The 17,193-nt window shown below is 67.7% G+C and carries 28 protein-coding genes and 1 tRNA gene; 28 read left to right on the plus strand and 1 reads right to left on the minus strand.

Going from position 1 to position 17,193, the window contains the following annotated elements; all coding sequences use genetic code 11:
• Window positions 1-12 precede the first annotated feature (12 nt).
• From XM48_RS07400 to XM48_RS17855, 28 genes are all read left to right on the plus strand, one after another.
• Window positions 13-1,386, plus strand: coding sequence for a TRAP transporter large permease subunit (locus XM48_RS07400; RefSeq protein WP_046455167.1), 1,374 nt, complete (start codon window positions 13-15; stop codon window positions 1,384-1,386).
• Between the two features lie 514 nt (window positions 1,387-1,900).
• Window positions 1,901-2,335 (plus strand): hypothetical protein, encoded by a 435-nt coding sequence (locus XM48_RS07405; RefSeq protein WP_046455168.1) that lies wholly within the window; start codon window positions 1,901-1,903, stop codon window positions 2,333-2,335.
• Window positions 2,332-2,601 (plus strand): hypothetical protein, encoded by a 270-nt coding sequence (locus XM48_RS07410; RefSeq protein WP_046455169.1) that lies wholly within the window; start codon window positions 2,332-2,334, stop codon window positions 2,599-2,601. Before XM48_RS07405 ends, XM48_RS07410 begins: the two co-directional genes overlap by 4 nt.
• Window positions 2,598-2,912: a hypothetical protein gene (locus tag XM48_RS07415; protein ID WP_046455170.1), complete on the plus strand. Its 315-nt coding sequence runs from the start codon at window positions 2,598-2,600 to the stop codon at window positions 2,910-2,912. The genes XM48_RS07410 and XM48_RS07415 overlap by 4 nt, the downstream gene beginning before the upstream one ends.
• Window positions 2,902-3,387, plus strand: a complete 486-nt coding sequence (locus tag XM48_RS07420) for a hypothetical protein (RefSeq protein ID WP_052961360.1) — start codon at window positions 2,902-2,904, stop codon at window positions 3,385-3,387. The genes XM48_RS07415 and XM48_RS07420 overlap by 11 nt, the downstream gene beginning before the upstream one ends.
• Entirely contained in the window at window positions 3,378-3,623 is a 246-nt protein-coding gene (locus XM48_RS07425; RefSeq protein ID WP_046455171.1) for a hypothetical protein, read from the plus strand. The genes XM48_RS07420 and XM48_RS07425 overlap by 10 nt, the downstream gene beginning before the upstream one ends.
• A complete protein-coding gene (locus XM48_RS07430; RefSeq protein WP_156174964.1) occupies window positions 3,620-4,453 on the plus strand; it encodes a hypothetical protein in 834 nt (277 codons plus the stop codon). Before XM48_RS07425 ends, XM48_RS07430 begins: the two co-directional genes overlap by 4 nt.
• Window positions 4,446-5,111 (plus strand): hypothetical protein, encoded by a 666-nt coding sequence (locus tag XM48_RS07435; RefSeq protein ID WP_046455173.1) that lies wholly within the window; start codon window positions 4,446-4,448, stop codon window positions 5,109-5,111. Before XM48_RS07430 ends, XM48_RS07435 begins: the two co-directional genes overlap by 8 nt.
• Window positions 5,112-5,468: 357 nt before the next feature.
• Window positions 5,469-5,539: transfer RNA gene (locus XM48_RS07440), tRNA-Gln, on the plus strand.
• 187 nt (window positions 5,540-5,726) lie between these two features.
• Entirely contained in the window at window positions 5,727-5,936 is a 210-nt protein-coding gene (locus tag XM48_RS07445; RefSeq protein ID WP_046455174.1) for a hypothetical protein, read from the plus strand.
• Entirely contained in the window at window positions 5,933-6,355 is a 423-nt protein-coding gene (locus tag XM48_RS07450) for a hypothetical protein (RefSeq protein ID WP_046455175.1), read from the plus strand. The genes XM48_RS07445 and XM48_RS07450 overlap by 4 nt, the downstream gene beginning before the upstream one ends.
• Window positions 6,352-6,621, plus strand: a complete 270-nt coding sequence (locus XM48_RS07455; RefSeq protein WP_046455176.1) for a hypothetical protein — start codon at window positions 6,352-6,354, stop codon at window positions 6,619-6,621. Before XM48_RS07450 ends, XM48_RS07455 begins: the two co-directional genes overlap by 4 nt.
• A gap of 6 nt (window positions 6,622-6,627) precedes the next feature.
• Window positions 6,628-7,002 (plus strand): HNH endonuclease, encoded by a 375-nt coding sequence (locus XM48_RS17505; protein WP_046455177.1) that lies wholly within the window; start codon window positions 6,628-6,630, stop codon window positions 7,000-7,002.
• 192 nt (window positions 7,003-7,194) lie between these two features.
• Window positions 7,195-7,596, plus strand: coding sequence for a hypothetical protein (locus XM48_RS16895; RefSeq protein ID WP_156174965.1), 402 nt, complete (start codon window positions 7,195-7,197; stop codon window positions 7,594-7,596).
• Window positions 7,550-9,100 (plus strand): DEAD/DEAH box helicase family protein, encoded by a 1,551-nt coding sequence (locus XM48_RS07470; protein ID WP_046455178.1) that lies wholly within the window; start codon window positions 7,550-7,552, stop codon window positions 9,098-9,100. The genes XM48_RS16895 and XM48_RS07470 overlap by 47 nt, the downstream gene beginning before the upstream one ends.
• The gene (locus XM48_RS07475) at window positions 9,097-10,689 is read left to right on the plus strand and encodes a phage portal protein (RefSeq protein ID WP_046455179.1); all 1,593 of its coding nucleotides are present in this window, start codon (window positions 9,097-9,099) and stop codon (window positions 10,687-10,689) included. Before XM48_RS07470 ends, XM48_RS07475 begins: the two co-directional genes overlap by 4 nt.
• Before the next feature lie 9 nt (window positions 10,690-10,698).
• On the plus strand, window positions 10,699-11,496 hold the full coding sequence (locus XM48_RS07480) for a hypothetical protein (RefSeq protein WP_046455180.1): 798 nt from the start codon (window positions 10,699-10,701) through the stop codon (window positions 11,494-11,496).
• 92 nt (window positions 11,497-11,588) lie between these two features.
• Window positions 11,589-12,125, plus strand: a complete 537-nt coding sequence (locus XM48_RS07485) for a hypothetical protein (protein ID WP_052961363.1) — start codon at window positions 11,589-11,591, stop codon at window positions 12,123-12,125.
• A 17-nt stretch (window positions 12,126-12,142) separates the two neighbouring features.
• Complete coding sequence (locus XM48_RS07490) at window positions 12,143-13,042, plus strand: phage major capsid protein (RefSeq protein ID WP_046455181.1); 900 nt, start codon at window positions 12,143-12,145, stop codon at window positions 13,040-13,042.
• Window positions 13,042-13,305 carry a hypothetical protein gene (locus tag XM48_RS07495; RefSeq protein WP_046455182.1) on the plus strand — a complete coding sequence of 88 codons (264 nt, stop codon included), beginning with the start codon at window positions 13,042-13,044 and terminating at the stop codon, window positions 13,303-13,305. The genes XM48_RS07490 and XM48_RS07495 overlap by 1 nt, the downstream gene beginning before the upstream one ends.
• Window positions 13,306-13,365: 60 nt before the next feature.
• Entirely contained in the window at window positions 13,366-13,791 is a 426-nt protein-coding gene (locus XM48_RS07500) for a hypothetical protein (RefSeq protein ID WP_156174966.1), read from the plus strand.
• Window positions 13,791-14,132: a hypothetical protein gene (locus XM48_RS17850; protein WP_156174967.1), complete on the plus strand. Its 342-nt coding sequence runs from the start codon at window positions 13,791-13,793 to the stop codon at window positions 14,130-14,132. The genes XM48_RS07500 and XM48_RS17850 overlap by 1 nt, the downstream gene beginning before the upstream one ends.
• Window positions 14,125-14,517, plus strand: a complete 393-nt coding sequence (locus XM48_RS07505) for a hypothetical protein (RefSeq protein WP_046455183.1) — start codon at window positions 14,125-14,127, stop codon at window positions 14,515-14,517. Before XM48_RS17850 ends, XM48_RS07505 begins: the two co-directional genes overlap by 8 nt.
• A 40-nt stretch (window positions 14,518-14,557) precedes the next feature.
• Entirely contained in the window at window positions 14,558-14,785 is a 228-nt protein-coding gene (locus tag XM48_RS07510) for a hypothetical protein (RefSeq protein WP_046455184.1), read from the plus strand.
• Window positions 14,778-15,350 (plus strand): hypothetical protein, encoded by a 573-nt coding sequence (locus XM48_RS16900; RefSeq protein ID WP_156174968.1) that lies wholly within the window; start codon window positions 14,778-14,780, stop codon window positions 15,348-15,350. Before XM48_RS07510 ends, XM48_RS16900 begins: the two co-directional genes overlap by 8 nt.
• 92 nt (window positions 15,351-15,442) lie before the next feature.
• Window positions 15,443-15,847, plus strand: coding sequence for a hypothetical protein (locus tag XM48_RS07520; protein ID WP_046455185.1), 405 nt, complete (start codon window positions 15,443-15,445; stop codon window positions 15,845-15,847).
• A gap of 38 nt (window positions 15,848-15,885) precedes the next feature.
• Window positions 15,886-16,290, plus strand: a complete 405-nt coding sequence (locus XM48_RS07525) for a hypothetical protein (protein ID WP_046455186.1) — start codon at window positions 15,886-15,888, stop codon at window positions 16,288-16,290.
• 10 nt (window positions 16,291-16,300) lie between these two features.
• Window positions 16,301-16,459, plus strand: a complete 159-nt coding sequence (locus tag XM48_RS17855; protein ID WP_156174969.1) for a hypothetical protein — start codon at window positions 16,301-16,303, stop codon at window positions 16,457-16,459.
• On the opposite strand, the gene XM48_RS07530 is transcribed toward XM48_RS17855, so the two are convergent.
• Window positions 16,448-17,167 (minus strand): DUF4429 domain-containing protein, encoded by a 720-nt coding sequence (locus XM48_RS07530; protein WP_046455187.1) that lies wholly within the window; start codon window positions 17,165-17,167, stop codon window positions 16,448-16,450. The two genes, XM48_RS17855 and XM48_RS07530, sit on opposite strands and share 12 nt — an antisense overlap.
• Window positions 17,168-17,193 lie beyond the last annotated feature (26 nt).

Here is a 17,193-nt window from a genome sequence, read left to right on the forward strand (position 1 = left end):
AACACCCCTCAGATGCAGAACACCGCTCTCGCCCTCCTGCCGATCGTCACGATCCTGCTCGTGTCGGTCTTCACCCGCCGCACCCTGCTCGCGCTCTTCTGCGGCACGGTCGTCGGCGCGCTGCTGCTCAGCGGCTTCGGCTTCGTCGACTCGTGGATCGGCTACTTCGGCACCTCGATGAACGACGAGACGGTGCAGTGGCTGCTCCTCGTCGTCGCGCTCTTCGGCATGCTCATCGCCGTGTTCAACGCCTCCGGCGCCGTGCGCGACTTCGCGCTCTGGGCCGAGCGCTTCGTGAACTCGCGCCGCCGCTCGCTCGTCGCGACCTGGCTGCTCACCATCGTGCTGTTCATCGACGACTACCTGAACGCGCTCACCGTCGGCACCTCCATGAAGTCGGTGACCGACCGCTACGGGGTGCCGCGCACCATGCTCGGCAGCATCATCAAGATGACGTCGGCGCCCATCGCCGTGCTCATCCCGTTCTCGACCTGGGCCGTGTTCTTCGCCGCGCTGCTCGAAAAGGACGGCGTGACCGTCGGCGGCAGCGGCATGGGCGCCTACATCCAGGGCCTGCCGTTCGTGTTCTTCGGCTGGATCGCGCTCATCATCGGCCTGCTGCTCGCCCTGGGCGTGCTGCCCGCCGTCGGCACGCTGCGCGCCGACGTGCGCCGGGCGCGCGAGACGGGCGACACCCTGCCCGCGAACACCACTGACGAGGAGCGCGCGTTCGAGCAGGCGGGCATGCAGGGCGACGCGCCCAGCCGTCCGCTGCCGTTCGCGTTCCTGATCCCCATCGCCACGCTCGTGGCCGTCACCATCGCGAGCGGCATCGACATCGTCAAGGGATCGGCGGCGGCGCTCGTCGTCGCGATCGTCATCGCCCTGATCCAGCGCCGCCTCACGTTCCGCAAGGTGCTCGACCAGGCCTTCGAGGGCATCGCGAGCATGATGTTCGTGATGGTGCTGTCGGTGCTCGCCTTCATGGTGCAGCACATGAACATGGACCTGAAGCTCGTCGACTGGGTGATCGAGGTCACGCAGCCGCTCATGACGGGCGCGCTGCTCCCCGCGATCGTGTTCCTCGTCTGCGGCATCTACGCCTACGCGACGGGATCCTTCTGGGATCTCGCGGCGGTCATCACGCCGATCGTGCTGCCGCTCGCCATCGCCATGGGCGTCGACCCGATCCTCGCGGGCGCCGCGGTGTTCTCGGGCGCGGCCTTCGGCTCGACCACCTGCCTGTACGGCGACGGCATCATCCTCGCCTCCCGCTCGGTCGGCGTGAAGCCCGTCAACCTGATGACGGCGATCCTGCCCTACGCGGGCCTCGCGGGGGCGCTCACCTTCATCGCCTATCTCATCACGGGCTTCGTCATGGCGTAGGGCCGCCGGCCCCGGTCGCTCGCACCGCGAACGGCCGGGATCAGCCGCCGAGCAGCCACGCGATCAGCGCGATGACGGGCAGCGACGCGAACGTCGTGACGAACACGATGTCGCGCACGATCGTCTCGGCCTTCCCGTAGGTGGCCGCGTAGTTGTAGACGAACTTTCTGAAACCCGTTGGCGGTGATTGGGCGTCGTTGGAAACGTTGGAATTGTGCGGATCCTGCGTTGGCGGCGATGGGCCGTGATGGGCCGATATTGGGACTCGTGCGGACTGATTGCGGACTGTTGGGCCATGCCCGGCAAGGGATCGCCCGGGAACCTGCGGACTGGGAATCCGTCTCGATCGTACGCGCGCCGCCCTCGAAGATCTGTTCGAGTCCTGCTAGCGTAGTTCCCAGCGGAGGGCACGGGTGTGCCCAGAGCTAAGCCCCTCACGGGATCGTGGGGGGCTTTTTCGTACCCCAAGGGCCTCGCCATCGCGGCGGGGCCCTTCGTGTTTTCAGGAGGATCCATGCGAGCCCGCAAGATCAGAACCATCACCGCCGCGGCCGGCGCACTCGCGCTCGCCGCCGGCCTCGCCCTGACCGGCTGCGCGAACGACGCCTCGGTCGCGAGCTACAACAACAGCCAGGACTCGGACAACTTCAAGATCGAGCGCCGCGTGGTGTTCTTCAACGGCATCACCGACAAGTACCTGCTGACGATCGAGGGCCTGTGCTCGATCACGGCCGACACCGAGGACAACCAGCTCGAGGTGATCTGCAAGACCGGCAAGGACCAGTACAAGAAGCACTTCCTGGGCCTCTCGGACAACGTGTCGTATTTCGTGGAGCAGCTGAAGCCGTCGAAGCAGGACGCCTACCGCTACAAGGTGACGTTCAAGCCGGAGACGATCCTGCCCGACATCGACCTGCGTACGAGCGGCAACCAGGAGGCAGCGCGATGAGCGTGAAGCTGCAGGCGCTCGCCGCAGCGCAGGAGCGGCAGCGGGAGGCCGAGGAAGGCCTGAAGGCGATCGACGCGCTGCGGAAGGCGATCGAGGAAGGGCGCATCCAGCGAGTGTTCTTCAGCATCCTCGCACTCTCGCACGCCGGGGCGCTGCTGACGGACTTCGAGCAGACCACGCTCCTCGATGGCCTGGCGGCTGTCCGAGAGAAGGCTGAGGCGGTCGTGCAGCAGCGCGTCGCCGAGGTAGAAGGGCTGCTGCGATGAAGGACCTGCCGACCGAGGCCGTCGTCTACAACCGGGCCGAATGGATCCGCGACCGCCGAGCTCGTCGCGCGCTGCGCTGCAGGTACCGAGTTGAAGTGCGCCGCTGGGTTCTCTCGCAGAGCACCGGCTGGGCGCGTGAAGGGGTCCACCGCCTCCGCTGTGTGGCGATCGCTCACGCATGGTGGCTGGACTTCTGGTGCGACGGCATCCGAGCCGCACGAGTGGTCGACCAGCAGCACCCCGCAACGAACAGCACCACACCGGCGAGCGCCGCGCTCGCCGCAGAGGAAGGAACCGACCATGACCGCTGACCAGAGCACCTACACCGCCCGCCCGTACGACGTCGAAGCGATCCAGCTCGTCGGCAGCGACAGCGAGCTCCACCGGATCTACCTGTGGATCGAGAGCAACACCGCCGGCAGCTACGACCACGAGGCCGTGCGCGACCGGTACAACCCCGCCCCGGTCCCGGAGTCCGGCGTCACCATCGACCCCGCGGACGGCTTCATGGTCATCATGACGCCGTGGGGCGAGATGAAGGCCAAGCCCGGCGACTACGTGGTGCGCAACGCACAGGGCGTGATCTTCCCGATGGAGGCCGACGTGTTCGCTGCGATCTACGAGCCCGACGCGACGCGGGGGGAGCACGCCGCGGTCGAAGTTCTCGCTGAGGTGATCGAGGCACATGCTGGGCAGATTGGCACCCACTACGACGGGTGCTACCGCTTCCACGCTGGATGCCTCGCTGTGAAGCTGCGCGACATGCTCGATGAGGGATGGCGATGAACCGTCCGCGGAGCCGCCGAGCGCGCGCAACTGTCGCGATCTCGTTCGGCGTTGTTGCCTGGGCTGCCTTCGGTTTCCTTCTGGGGTTCTTCCTCGGCTTCGAGGGCATTCCGGCAGGATGGCAGGCTGGTCTCGCCGGCCTGGGGCTCTTGATGGCGACCACCATCATCACGGCTGCATCCATCTGCGGGGTCTGCGTCCTGGTCGGTTGGGTGCTCAGCGGGAGCGACCGATGAGCCGGGGGCAGCTGCCGCGCACCCGTGAGTTCTTCCCGCGGATGAAGGTGCGCGGTGCTCGGAGGCGGGAGCGACGGTCAAGCGGGGGTCTGAACGGTCAGATCCCGCAGCTGACACCGTGGCAGATGGAGCAGCTCGGGTTCGCGCTCGCTGAGGCCTCGCGGGCGTGCGCGATCGCGATCGGCCCGCTGTCGGAGGCCTTCGCGAAGATCGCTGCGGCCGTGGCGAGGGTGGACCTCGCCGAGCTGAAGATGGCGGCCTACCGGCTCGAGGTTGATCTGGCCCGAAAGCGCAGCTACCTCGAGAGTGAGCGCCACCAGTTGGGGCTCATTCGGATGACGCATCGACGGGATCCGGTCGCGCAGGTCGAGGCGGTGGCGGACTACTTCACGCGCCGTGCGCACCGGGAGCTGGACGAACTGCTCGATCGCCTCGGTGGTCGGCCGACCGCAGGGGAGCATACGAGGGTCTTCCACGCGCCGGCAGGGTTCACCGTGCCGCTCACTCCCGTGACCGCTGTCGAGTTCGCGCCTCGAGCGGAGGAGCAATGGGATCCGCCCGAGTTCCCCTTCGTGGTCGAGATGACCGTAGACCCCGAGGTTGCAGCGCACCTGCACTACATGGTCTCGACCACCCCGCCTCGTCCACTCGGCCGTGCTGCACGGATCCGCCGGTGGCTCGGGATCAACCCGTTGCGCCGCTTCGTCTACTGGCTTGGCATCCGCCCGAAGGTGGGCTCGGTGTTCCGCTCGCCGTCGCTCGCCCTCATCTACACCTTCAGATCGCGACGGCGCGAGCGCTCGCCGCAGAACAGGAGCACGAATGACTGACCCGGACTACGCTGTGGTGCGCCTCACCGAGGTGCATGTCGTCTGGCTCGAAGACCGCACCTTCGAATGTTCACCACTGCTCGAGCAGCTGAGGGACGCACGCTACTCGTCGGTGGGGACCGGCGGCTCGTCGGCAAGCGGCACCGGCTCCCTCATCAACTACAGAGCGATCGCCGAGTACGAGACCATCGACGGCCGCGTGCGGGGCTGGCTCGACCACTTCAACCAGGAATCCAAGGGCGACCTGATCGAACTCGTGCCCGCCCTCCTGAGAACCATCCGCGCCGAGATCGCGGGCAGGCGGCTGGACGAAGCGGAAGGCGAGCGTCTGCTGGGCATGTTCGCCGAAGCGGTCGAGCAGATCGAGGACTTCCTGGACCCGCCCCACGAGAAGGAGCTGCTCGCTGCGTGCCCGGCCTGCGGCGAGCGCTACGTGCTGACCGTTGGCGACGGGGAGGACGAGCCCGACGCGAAGTCGCCCGTGACGCGCGCAGCGGCGGTTCGGATGCTGGTCAAGCCGGGCCGCACCCCGATGGCGATGTGCCACGGCTGCGAGACCACCTGGACCGGGCCAGCTGAGCTCCAGGCGCTCGCGATCGGCGCGGGACTCACCGTCGACCTCGAAGCACTCGCCACGGCGCTCGCTGACCTCCCGTAGTACACACCTCCGACATTCTCGAAGATGCATTTCGCACACACCTTCGATCCGTGCTACGGTTGAACCACGGAGGTGATCTGTCTAGATCGCCAGGAACGGCCCCGGGAGCTTCGGCACTCGGGGCCTTTCGCGTACCCGGACTTCCCGCACGTGACGGGATCCGCCCGCTCTCTGGGATAACCAGAGGCCCGCAAGGCGGGCTGGGGGTAGACCATCTCGGGGTAAAGCGGCAGTGCACGGCCGCATCACGCAACAACGGACGACCCGAGCGGTCGAACCGTATCTGGTGACGTCCTGGCGTCACCTGCACTGCTCGTGCGGGGCTTCGCAGAACATCTGGTGGCCCCGCACGAGCGCTCCTCGCTCGTCCAACGGCAGGACACCGGGCTCTGGTCCCGGTAATCGAGGTTCGAATCCTCGGTGGGGAACGACGGCGACGCACGTGCACGGCTGGGGCGAGAGTCGCCCGGTACTGCAGGTTCAACTCCTGCCCGCCCCAGCCCCTAGACCAGCCCCGCCACTCGATCACCAACCGCCACACGGACCAACAGCGAGCCGAGCGGGGCTACCTACTCGCCTTCACAGAAGGCGCACGCGCTCGCCGCAGGAGGATTCATGGCCGACTGGGCACTCGTCGCGATCGTCGCGCTGATCCTCGCGTACCGTCTCGCGGGCCGATGGCTCGATGAGCGTGGGCAGGAGTCCGGTGAGACGCCGCCGCCCGGGAGCGACACCCTCGTGGAGACAGCCTTCCGCGAGACGAGGGACGACGGCGAACGCCGGATCCCGGACATTCAGCTCGGATTCCAGAGGGAGAAGCCATGACCGAGATCACTATGACCAACGAGCGCTTCGTCTTCAGCGGACCGTGGACCAGCCACGGCCACGCGATCCCCGGCGTCACGAAGGGCACCGCAGCCCCGAAGAGCCGTGCTCGATGCGGCGGGCCCAGCATCTGCGAGACCTGCTCGACCGAGGCCGCCCAGGCACAGCGAGTGCGCGAGGAACGGAAGGACGCCCCCAAGCTGGCGACCACGTTCGAGCAGAAGCCCGGCGAGTACCTGACGGTCGACGGCGAGAAGTTCCCCTGGTATATCCACGAGGACGGCTGCCGTATCGAACCGATCGACGCGAGCGGGGATCTCACCGTGCTGTGGGTGCCCATCCTCATCGACACCCCCTGCCCACAGATGGGCAAGCCCGTAGCGCGGCTCGTCGGCAAGGGTCTGAGGGAGCAGCTGTGATCTCCAAGCCCACCGCGGCAGCCGCCTCGAAAGGGGCCCCGGCCGAGGTGACGGTGCTGACGACCAGCACCCTGCGAGAGCAGAAGCCCGAGCACGACGAGGTGACCTTCGAGAAGGCCGCACACCTCGCGCTCACCGAGGCCGCACCCGAGGGGTACCCGCTGCTGGCCTTCAAGTCGGTCACCGAGTTCATCACGCACGAGGACGACGGCCGCACCCTCGAGTACCGATACGTCTGGCTGTTCGACGCTCACCCCGAGACGTAGACCGTCATGGCAACACCGAAGCACAACGCGAACGGGCACCGCAGACGCGAGGTCGTGAAGCGTGTGAAGGCCGAAGAGAGCGACTGCGCACTCTGCGACAAGCCCGTCGACAAGAGCCTCACCTACCTTGCCGGGCAGCACGGCAAGCGCTGCTCCAAGCCCGACTGCCAAGGCTGCATCCCGGACCCGAGACGCGCGGAAGTCGACGAGGACATACCCCGGAGCCGTGGAGGGTCACCCTACGCCCGAAAGAACTGCCGTCTCATGCACCGAGAGTGCAACCGGTGGAAGGGCACCATGACCCTCGCCGAAGCCCGCGCCAAGCTCCACGGCGACACCGGCCAGCCGCTCCCGAAGCCCCGCCCGCTGCGCGTCTACTGACCACCGCCCCACCACCAGCACCCTGGGTACCCACCCCCACCCCCACCCCAGGCGGACCACCCGCGGCATTGGGCCTTTCTCTCCCTGCGATTTTTCCGCCAGGGGTGGACATCGAACCCCTCGGCTTCCTTTTCGTGAGTAGGTGACGCGGCGGCGGGTATCTGCCAGGGGAACAGCCGGGAGGTGATCGTCATGGCGAAGCGCACATGCAAGACCTGCGGGAAGCGGTTCACTGGCGACGGTCGCCGCCGCTACTGCTCGGCTGAGTGCCGCGGTGAGAAGCCGAAGACGGCTCCCGTGCTGCGCGCGGTCGAGCCCGACGAGACACCACCCGCGGATCCGGGCCCGCCGAAGCCCCGGCAGATGGAACTCATCGACGCCTACGAGGACGGGACACCGCTCGAGCAGGCCCTGGCACACCGCCGCCATCTCGTGCAGCTCATGAAGGAGGCCGGCCCGCGCGATGCGGCCGCGATCTCGCGCCAGGTGCGCGACATCAGCCGTGAGATCACCGCGCTCGAATCGCAGGCGGAGGAGGAGGCAGACGATGCCGCCAACACGCCAGACGAAGAGTGGGACGAAGACGCGATCTGAGCCCACCCAGCGCCGCCTCTCCGAGATTGCGAAGCACCTCGTCCTGCCGAGCGGGATCGTCTCGTCCGGATGGCCCGCGGTGCGGGACCAGTGCCGCAAGATGGGCGTCGTCCACGACGAGTGGCAGGCCGGCCTCGGACGCGCGATCCTTGCCAAGCGCGCAGACGGACTCTACGCGGCCGGCATCGGGGGAGTCATCATCTCGATCTGCCGGCAGGTCGGCAAGACGTTCACCATCGGCTCGATCATCTTCGCCCTCTGCATCATCTTCCCCCGGCTCACCGTCCTCTGGACCGCGCACCGATCCCGCACCAGCGACGAAACGTTCGAATCGCTCCAGGGCTTCGCTCGCAAGCGCAAGATCGCCCCCTACATGGCCCAGATCCGACTCTCCAACGGGCAACAGGTCATCAAGTTCAAGAACGGCTCCCGGATTATGTTCGGAGCTCGCGAGAACGGCTTCGGCCTCGGCTTCGCCGGTGTCGACATCGTGGTGTTCGACGAGGTGCAGCGCCTCGGAAGCAAGGCGCTCGACGACATCGTGCCCGCCACGAGCGCCGCCAAGAACCCCCTCATCCTCATGATGGGCACCCCGCCCCGCCCCACCGACGACGGGGAAGCGTTCCGCACCCGCCGGAACGAAGCCCTCGAGATCAAGAAGCTCCGCGCCGCCGGCAAGCCTGCCGAATCCGACATGCTCTACGTCGAAGCCGGTGCGGATCCCGACGCCGATCTCGACGACTGGGCACAGGTCGCCAAGGCCAACCCGTCCTTCCCGCATCGCGTCCCCAAGCAGTCGATTCTCCGCGTCCGCAAGAACCTCGCCAACGACGACTCGTTCCGCCGAGAAGGACTCGGCATCTGGGACGACGACCGCGAGAGCGCACGCGGCATCCCCGCGAAGCTCTGGACAGACTCCGCAGTAGACGAAGCCCCAGACGGCGCACCCGCCTACGGAATCTCCTTCTCCGCATCCGGGATCCGCATGGCGCTCGCCGCCGCCACCCTCGACGAGAAGGTCGCGTTCCTCGAGCAGCTCGACGCTGACGAGGGCGCGCTGGACGACGGCATGAAGGCCCTCGCGGCCTGGTTCGCGGAGAAGAACGACGACGGGGTGCCGCGCTGGCGACGCTCGCGTGGCATCGCGATCGCAGGCAGCGCGAACGCCCCGGCGCTGAAGCAGCTGCTTCGACAGAAGGGCGTGCCTGAGCACTTCATCTTCATGCTGAACGGCCCGACCGTGTTCGCTTCGGCCCAGATGCTCGACAACGAGCTGAAGGCCGGAACCGTCACCCACCCGCGCACGAACCAGGAACGCCTCGACGCCTCCACCGCAGACGCTAAGAAGCTCCCGCGCGGCAAGGACGGGGCATGGGCGTGGGCTGCGAAGTCTCCAGACGGCGACGAGACCCCGACTGAGGCGATCAGCTTCGCGCTCTGGGTCGCCCGCACATCGAAACTCACCGGCCGCGCACCGTCCGGGAACGGAGGAACGATCCTGTGATCTTCAACACCACACCCCCGGTCGACCTCGGCCCGGACACCGACCTGCTCGGCGAACTGCTGACCGTCTGGCAGAAGCGCCTCACGACGAACATCAAGCGCTCGCTCTACCACGACGGCGAGCAGGCGCTGGTGGACTTCGGGATCTCGCTCCCACCGGAAATGAGCAACGTCGTCGCGGCCCTCGGATGGATCGGAAAGGGCGTCCGCGCGCTCACGAACCGGTCCCAGTTCGAGGCCTTCTCGACCACGAACGGCGCTGACGACCCGCTCGGAGTCGACGCGATCATGTTCGACAACCAGTTCCGAACCGAGTTCCCCGCAGCCTGCGTCTCCTCGGCGATGCACGGCTGCTCCTTCATCACCGTCAGCGACGGCGATATCGCATCCGGTGAGCCAGACGTCCTCATGCTCGCCCGCGACGCCGAGACCAGCGCCGCGATCTGGGACCGCCGCAGGCGCAGCCTGAAGGGCTTCCTGTCGCTCACGGAGATCTCCGAGGACGGCGAACCGCGCGCGATGGTGTTCTACACCTGGGAATGGATCTACGAGCTCTGGCACACGAGCTCGGGATGGAAGTACACGCAGCGCCGGAACCCGCTTGGCGAGGTGCCCGCCTACCCGCTCGTGCACGGCTACGAACTGCGCCGGCCGCTCGGGCACTCCCGGATCACGAAGGCGTCGATGTACTTCGCCGACGCCGCGCTGCGCACCATCGTCCGCTCCGAGGTCTCGGCCGAGCTCTACGCCGCCCCCGAGTACTGGCTGTTCGGCTCGAACGTGCGCAGCTTCATCGGCAAGAACCGGTGGACGGCGCTCATGGGCCGCATCAAGGCTCTCGACGTCGACCACGTGGGCGGCGAAGAGAACCCGGACCTGCACCGCTTCACCGGCGCATCGCCGCAACCGCACACCGACCAGCTGCGCATGTTCGCGACCCAGTTCGCCGACGAGATGGATCTGGACGTCCGCTACGCCGACTCCGCGAACCCGTCGTCCGCTGACGCGATCTTCGCGGCGAAGGAAACCCTCATCACGGGCACGAAGGACGTGAACAACCTCTGGGGGTTCGGTGCCGCACGCGCGATGAACGCAGCGATCCGGCTCCGCGACGGGCTCACCGAGAACACCGAAGAGATGCGCACACTCCGCGCCCAGTTCACCGACCCGATGCTGGTTTCCCCCTCCGGCCGCGCTGACGCCTTCTCGAAGCTCGCGACGAACATCGACGGCTTCGCGTCGACCGACGTCGGGCTCCGCTACGCCGGACTCACGCAGGACCAGATCATCCAGCTGAAGGCCGAACTGCAGCGCGCCGGCGCAGGCGACCGAATCGCGCAGCTCGTGGAAGCCACCCGCGCAGCGCGCGCGGACGGCCCGGCACCCAGCGGAAGCGATCAGGTTGCGGCCACGAACCCGGCCGAAGCGAGCCTGCAGGAAGCGCAGGTGCTGAAGGCGAAGGCCGACGCACTCGGCGTGCTCCGTCGTGCCGGTGTTGACGCCGACTCCGCCGCGAAGCTGGTCGGCCTGACCGACGTGAAGTTCATCCCCGGGCAGCCGATCACGATCAAGTCCCCGGCCGAGGAGTAAGGCGGCGGCATGGCGAACGCAGCCCAGATCGAAGAGTTCCGGCAGGCAGCCCTTGCCATCTCCTCGCTCGCCCAGGATCAGCTCCGCGACCTCCTGAGCAGCTTCGGCCCCGGCTCGGATCCGAAGCGCGTGCGCGACCTCCTGCTGCGGGTGTTCCCGGACTTCATGACGACGTTCGGGGACACCGCCGCGGTCCTCGGGGCCGACTTCTACGACCTCATGCGCGACCTCCCGCCGTCATCCGGCACAGCCCGCACAGTCCTCTCCGCCCCGGCGAAGACGAAGCAATCCGAGGGAACGGTGCGGTGGGCGGTCGGCGCTCTATTCGCTGAGGACCCTGACTGGGGTGCGTTCGAGACCAGCCTGCTCGGTGCAGCCCAGCGGCTGGTCATGCTCCCCGCCCGATCCACGGTCGACCTCATGGCCCGGTCGGATGCCCGATCAGGGAAGGTGGCTGCGGTCGGCTGGGGGAGGCGCACGGACCCGGCTCGGGCCCGCTCGGGGAAGTCCTGCGCATGGTGCATCAACCTCGCCGGGCGCGGCCCCGTCTACCGGTCTGACGCTGCGGCCGGCGCGGTCGTCGGTCGCGGGTCGGAGCGCACTGGCTTCGACGAGAACGGCACCCGCCTCTCTGGCGGCGTCGGTGGAGGCGTCCAGGCACGTGGCGCTCGCGGTCTCGCGAACGACTACCACGACAACTGCCACTGCGTGCCGGTCCCCACCTACTACGAGCGCGTGACGAATTACCGCACCCCGTCCGGGCGCGAGTACCTTTCGGCGCTCGTCCCCATCTCGCTGCTCCGGTAGCGGCACCTCATCTTCCGCGGTTCGCCGCGGCGGTCACCCGAGCCGCTCTCGGGGTCATGGGCGTACGGCCCGAAAACGGAAAGGAGCTCGCCGTGAGTGAGCAGCAGAACACCGGTGGCACCACCACCACCACCGAGGAGACCACCAACGAGCAGGTCACGGAGACCACCGAGTTCGAAGCGATCACCTCGCAGGAGGAGTTCGACAAGCGGATTCAGTCCCGGATTGCTCGGGAGCGCGGCAAGTTCCCCGACTACGACGAGCTGAAGGCGAAGGCCGAGAAGTTCGACCAGATCGAGGACGAGAAGAAGACCGACACGCAGCGCACCAACGACCGCATCGCCGAGCTTGAGCGTGAGAACGCCGGGTTCAAGGCGGCCCAGATGCGGGCCGACGTCGCACGCGAGAAGTCCGACCCGGAGAAGGGCATTCACGTTCCCGCCGAGCTGCTGACCGGCAGCACGCGCGAAGAGCTCGAAGCCTCGGCCGACGCGCTCATTCAGTTCAAGGGCGAGTCCGCTGGCCGTCAGCGCACCGTCATCCCCGGCGAGGGCACCCGCCCCACCGCTAACCAGTCCACCGCCGAACAGTTCGCGAATTGGACGGCCGGACAGCAGTTCGACCTGTAAGGAAACGAGGTAACACCATGGCTGGTGTCAACACCAACCGCACGACCACCGGAGTCCTGCTGCCCCCGCAGATCTCCTCCGAGATCTGGTCCGGAGCGCAGGAGCAGTCCTTCGTGATGCAGCGCGGTCAGAAGACCGACCTGCCCGGCGAGGGCAAGACGATCCAGATCATCACCGGCGACGGTGAAGCGAAGTTCGTCGGCGAGACCGAGCGCAAGCCCAACGTCGAGCCGACGTTCGGCTCGAAGACGATGCGCGCCTACAAGATCGCGCTTACCGAGTCCTTCTCGGACGAGTTCAAGCGTGACAAGGTCGCTCTGTTCAACGCGCTCAAGCCTCGTATGCAGGGCGCGGTCGCACGAACCTTCGATCTCGCCGCGCTGCACGGCATCGGAGCGCCGGTAGGCGACTTCGACACCCTGAAGACTGCGCCCGCGGTCAGCATCAACGCCGCGGGCAGCGTCTACCAGGGGCTGCTCGGTGCTCTCTCCGCGGTCTCTACCGCGGGCGGCGACGTCACCGCGTGGGGCCTCGCCCCGCAGGGCGAGATCAAGGTGCTCGGCGAGAAGGACGGCAACGACCGCCCGCTGTTCACCGTGAACCCGCAGCAGGATGGCTCGATCGGCGCGCTCCTCGGACGCGAGGTCTACAAGGCCCGCGCGCTCTACCAGGCCGCCGGCGGCGCGGGCACCGTCGAGACCCTCGGCATCGGCGGCGACTGGAGCTCCGCGTACTGGGGTGCCGTCGAGGGAATCAAGTACGAGGAGTACGGCGGGCCGATCTTCAACGCGGACGGCAGCCTCAAGCACGCCGGACGCCAGGACAACATGTTCTCGGTGATCTGCGAGATCGAGATCGGCTTCATCGTCCGCGACGTGAACCGCTTCGCGCGCCTGACTGGAAAGGCAGGTGCGTGATGGCCCGCATCGAAGTGACCGACCCCTTCAGCGGGGCCGTCGTCACCGTCGAGGAAGACTCCCCGCAGGCGAAGGCCTGGGGAGCCGTCCCGACCGGTCCCGGCTATGACCTGACGAAGGCCCTCGCTGACTGGAAGGTCGATGAGCTCAAGGCCTACGCCACGGAGCACGAGATCGCGCTGGGCGAGGCCACGAAGAAGGCCGAGATCGCCGCGGTGATCGCTGCCTCCGACAAGGCCCCGAAGGCTCCCGAGACGGAGTGAACCGGTGGTGGGGTCCGGGCGGTACCCGGACCCCACCACCTCCGCCCGAAGGGAGCACGCATGGCCTGGGCAGAACCCAAGGACGTCACCGATGCATGGATCGGTGACGACGAACCGACCGACACCGCGAAGCTGACCGTCTGGCTCGGGAAGGCCGAACGTGAGATCATCCGGCAGGTTCCCGACCTGCAGGAACGGATCGACGCCGAAGCCGCCGAGACGCCGCCCCGCACTGGCCTTCTCGCCGACGCGATCGACGTCGCCGTGGCGATGGTTACCCGCGTCTTCCGGAATCCCCGGGGCGAGCGGTCCGTGTCCGAGAACATCGGCACCGGCCCCCTCACTGAGGGCAAGACCGTCACCTACGGGGGAGACACCCCCGGGCAGCTGGTCCTGGAACCTGGCGAGCTCGCCAAGCTCCAGGCCGTCACCGAGCAGGGGGCGTTCGAGATCAACCTGCTCGCTGGATCCCGGGCTGCACGCTGATGGGCCTCGTGCAGCGCCGCATCAGCGAGTACGTCACCCGGCACCCCCAGACCACCGGGGCCCGCGACTCCCACAACAAGCCGGTCACCGGGTGGGGGCCTGACGAGCAGATCGGGATCTTCGGCTTCGACCCCGGCAGCTCCACAGTGGTCCAGCCGGGCCGTGAGGCGGTCGTCACGACGCCGACCCTGTACGGCCCCTTCGGGATGCCGTTCAAACACGGAGACGCCTGCACCGTGCGCGGGGAGCTCTACCTCGTCGAGGGGGAGCCCGCGGCCTGGAAGCACCCCCGGTACGGCGAGATCGGGACCGTGGTGCATCTTCGGAGGGCCGATGGATAGATACCAGTTCGACCCCGCAGAAGCCGCCTGGATCGCGTACCTCCTCGGCGAGGGGCACGACGCCTACGCCGAGGTGCCCGACCAGGATCGCCCGCCGCGCTTCATCGAGGTGGAGCGCACCGGCGGCGCGCCGGGCCTTGCGACCGACGACGCGCAGATGACGTTCCGCTGCTGGGCCCCAAGCCGTGCCGAGGCGGACGCCTACGCCGCCGAGATCCACCGGCTCGTGCTGCTCGCCCGAGAACTCGCCGGCCGCCACGTCACCGCCAAGCGCACGATCGGCAGCCCGGTCTACTTCCCGGACGAGCCGACCCGCGGCCACCGATACCAGTTCACGATCCGCGCGAAGATCCGCGGCCGGTATCCCGACACCCCAGCCCCCTGACCCCAGGGGGCTTTCGCATTTCTACCGGAAGGAGCGAGTCATGCCCAAGACCAAGGTCGTGATCGCACACGGGTGGACCGACCCCAAGACGGGGAAGGCCTACAAGCCCGCCCAGACCGCGGAGGTGGAGCCGGCCCAGGCTCGCGACCTCCTCAAGCGCGGCGAAGCCCGCGCTCTCCCGGCACCCGCCGAGAAGCCCGCCGAGGCCGCAAATCCGGCCCCGGCCACCAAGAACGAGCCCACCAAGAAGGAGGCCCAGCGTGGCTAGCAACGTGGACAACATGCGCGATTGGAACACCGAGGGCGGCGCTCTCTGGTTCGCTCCGATCGGAACGACCCTGCCGACGACCTCGTTCGAGATCCCGGCCGACTTCGAGGACATCGGCATCATCTCCGATGGCGGTGTCGAGGAGTCGCTCGAGGTCGAGACGAAGGAGACCGTCGCGTGGCCGGGCGGTGACATCGTGAAGACGAAGCCGACCAAGACCAAGAAGACGCAGAAGTTCGTCGCGCTCGAGGACTCGGCGATGACGACCGGCCTCTACTATGGGCACGGCAAGCCGACCCTCGTCGGCACCGCGGGCTCGCAGATCGCCCGCGTGGACCTGCCCAAGCGTGTCCCCGTGGTCGAGCGTGCCGCGATCATCGTGCTGCAGGACGGCGACCTCACCCGCATGAAGTGCATCGAGCGCATCTCGATCTCGGAGCGCGGTTCGTACGTCGCGAACACCGAGGACGACCCGGCGTACGAGTTCACCATGACGGAGACCTCGAAGGGGTACTGGCTCACCAACGAGCCGACCTTCCTCGAGGCCGCGGCCGTCACGCCGTAACCAGACCGGGCGGCGCGGTTCATGTGGCTCGCCGCGCCGCCCTCACCCCACCCGAGCCACACCCACCTTTCCGATCCATCAAGGAGCCCACCATGAGCAACACCGAAACCACCACCGAGCTGTCGACCGACGACCGCGCCGAGCTCGAGCGCCTGCGCGCCGACGCCGCCGGCCGCACCTCCGAGCAGGCAGCAGCGACCACGCGCGAGCAGTCGACGCGCAAGCCCGAGGACCACAAGCCGAAGGAGAGCGAGAAGGTGTCCGTCGAGTTCGAGGGCGTGACCTACATCGTGTCCCCGAAGGCGATTCGCGATATCCGCTTCCTCGACCTCCTCGAGCGCGAGCAGATGAACGGCGCGCTGCGCCGTCTCCTCGGCGAGGAGAAGTACGAGGAGTTCGTCAAGTCGATCACCGACGAGGACGGCTTCGCCGACGCGAAGTTCGCCGGCGAGCTGCTCGAGAAGGTGTCCGAGGCGGCAGGCGCAAAAAACTCCTGACGCTCGCGTACTTCCTCCGGGTCTGCCGGGATCGGGTAGTGGCGGATCTTCGCCGCTACTACTCGGTCTGGCTCTCGGACATGTACGCGGGCCGCATCGACCCGGTGGAGATCGCTGACTGCGTGGCGCTGGTGCCGCGCGGTGGCGCGATCGGGCAATGGCTCGGGAAGGCCGATGCGGTCACCCTCGAAGCCGAGATCCTGAACGACGTCTGGTACGCCGCGCTCGCCCCGCATCTCGGCCCGAAGTCGAAGGTGAAGCCGCGCGAGCTGCCCGAGGGCGTGCGCGAGATGAACCGCAAGGCCGCAGCTGCGCGGGCGAAGCAGCAGTCGAGCGTGGCCCAGCTCCAAGCACAGAGGAGACGACGTGAAGAACGACGTGAAAGTGCGGCTCGCGCTCAGGGGCATCAACAAGGTGATGACGTCACCGGGGGCGGTGGCTGAGGTCGCGCGCGTGGCGAATCGTCGCCGCGCCGCGGCCGGCCCCGGCCACCGGGTCATCGTCTACCCGCACAAGCGCACCGCGCGCGCGTTCATCGAACAGGAGGACGTGAAGCAGGCCCGGAAGGATCCGGGCGGCAAGGCGCTCCTGCGAGTCGTCTCAGGCGAGTGAGCCGAGCCGGTTCACCCCAGCCGCGAACTCGCGCAGTTCCTTCTCGTCCTTCGCTGGCCCCTCGACGATCACCGAGTCTCCGTCCGCGAACGTGATGGTGACGTAGCACTTCGAGGTGTTCTTGCGCAGCAGCGCACCACCGACCGCGCCGAGCGGGCCCGCGAGGACCGCGCCGGCACCGATACGGGTCAGCGTCGACCGCTTCGTGTCGGCCCCGTTCTCGAACAGCGCCGTCGTTCCCGCGATCGGCTTCTTGACCTTCGGCATCAGCGAGCCGCCCACCGTGTACTCGGTGCCGGTCGCGCGATGGTCGTCGTACTTCGCTGGCTTCGCACTCGGCTTGGTGCTGCCAGCTGGTGCGGCTCCAACTAGCGCCGCCTCTGCGCCCTCCGGAATGAGGGCAGCGACGGCATCGCGAACCGCCTCAAACGCTGCTCGGTGCTTCTTCAAGAAGATCACCGCGTTGCGGTCGTTCGTCATCTGCGAGTCGACCTCTCCGGGGACCGCGAACCGAAGGATCCCGTTCGTCAGCAGGTTGGGCTCCTGCCAGTCGATCCGAGCGATGTTCTCGACCGGCACCACTCGGCTTGCGCTGCCGTGACCGATCTTCCCACGCCAACCGGCCCGACCGATCGTGACGGTTTCGCCGTCGAAGTCGATCTGTCCGTTGTACCCCTCCGCCCGCAGCGGAGCACTCGATGCGCTCATGCGCCGAGCTTACCGACCTTGGAGGT

The sequence above is a fragment of the Leucobacter sp. Ag1 genome (genome assembly GCF_000980875.1).
GTDB classification, from domain to species: domain Bacteria; phylum Actinomycetota; class Actinomycetes; order Actinomycetales; family Microbacteriaceae; genus Leucobacter; species Leucobacter iarius.

Excerpts from the sequence above, each read along its gene's own strand:
- XM48_RS07400 (WP_046455167.1), top strand. The coding sequence starts at position 13 with ATGCAGAACACCGCTCTCGCCCTCCTGCCGATCGTCACGATCCTGCTC.
- XM48_RS07405 (WP_046455168.1), top strand. The coding sequence starts at position 1,901 with ATGCGAGCCCGCAAGATCAGAACCATCACCGCCGCGGCCGGCGCACTC.
- XM48_RS07410 (WP_046455169.1), top strand. The coding sequence starts at position 2,332 with ATGAGCGTGAAGCTGCAGGCGCTCGCCGCAGCGCAGGAGCGGCAGCGG.
- XM48_RS07415 (WP_046455170.1), top strand. The coding sequence starts at position 2,598 with ATGAAGGACCTGCCGACCGAGGCCGTCGTCTACAACCGGGCCGAATGG.
- XM48_RS07420 (WP_052961360.1), top strand. The coding sequence starts at position 2,902 with ATGACCGCTGACCAGAGCACCTACACCGCCCGCCCGTACGACGTCGAA.
- XM48_RS07425 (WP_046455171.1), top strand. The coding sequence starts at position 3,378 with ATGGCGATGAACCGTCCGCGGAGCCGCCGAGCGCGCGCAACTGTCGCG.
- XM48_RS07430 (WP_156174964.1), top strand. The coding sequence starts at position 3,620 with ATGAGCCGGGGGCAGCTGCCGCGCACCCGTGAGTTCTTCCCGCGGATG.
- XM48_RS07435 (WP_046455173.1), top strand. The coding sequence starts at position 4,446 with ATGACTGACCCGGACTACGCTGTGGTGCGCCTCACCGAGGTGCATGTC.
- XM48_RS07445 (WP_046455174.1), top strand. The coding sequence starts at position 5,727 with ATGGCCGACTGGGCACTCGTCGCGATCGTCGCGCTGATCCTCGCGTAC.
- XM48_RS07450 (WP_046455175.1), top strand. The coding sequence starts at position 5,933 with ATGACCGAGATCACTATGACCAACGAGCGCTTCGTCTTCAGCGGACCG.
- XM48_RS17505 (WP_046455177.1), top strand. The coding sequence starts at position 6,628 with ATGGCAACACCGAAGCACAACGCGAACGGGCACCGCAGACGCGAGGTC.
- XM48_RS16895 (WP_156174965.1), top strand. The coding sequence starts at position 7,195 with ATGGCGAAGCGCACATGCAAGACCTGCGGGAAGCGGTTCACTGGCGAC.
- XM48_RS07470 (WP_046455178.1), top strand. The coding sequence starts at position 7,550 with ATGCCGCCAACACGCCAGACGAAGAGTGGGACGAAGACGCGATCTGAG.
- XM48_RS07480 (WP_046455180.1), top strand. The coding sequence starts at position 10,699 with ATGGCGAACGCAGCCCAGATCGAAGAGTTCCGGCAGGCAGCCCTTGCC.
- XM48_RS07490 (WP_046455181.1), top strand. The coding sequence starts at position 12,143 with ATGGCTGGTGTCAACACCAACCGCACGACCACCGGAGTCCTGCTGCCC.
- XM48_RS07495 (WP_046455182.1), top strand. The coding sequence starts at position 13,042 with ATGGCCCGCATCGAAGTGACCGACCCCTTCAGCGGGGCCGTCGTCACC.
- XM48_RS07500 (WP_156174966.1), top strand. The coding sequence starts at position 13,366 with ATGGCCTGGGCAGAACCCAAGGACGTCACCGATGCATGGATCGGTGAC.
- XM48_RS17850 (WP_156174967.1), top strand. The coding sequence starts at position 13,791 with ATGGGCCTCGTGCAGCGCCGCATCAGCGAGTACGTCACCCGGCACCCC.
- XM48_RS07505 (WP_046455183.1), top strand. The coding sequence starts at position 14,125 with ATGGATAGATACCAGTTCGACCCCGCAGAAGCCGCCTGGATCGCGTAC.
- XM48_RS07510 (WP_046455184.1), top strand. The coding sequence starts at position 14,558 with ATGCCCAAGACCAAGGTCGTGATCGCACACGGGTGGACCGACCCCAAG.
- XM48_RS07520 (WP_046455185.1), top strand. The coding sequence starts at position 15,443 with ATGAGCAACACCGAAACCACCACCGAGCTGTCGACCGACGACCGCGCC.
- XM48_RS07530 (WP_046455187.1), bottom strand. The coding sequence starts at position 17,167 with ATGAGCGCATCGAGTGCTCCGCTGCGGGCGGAGGGGTACAACGGACAG.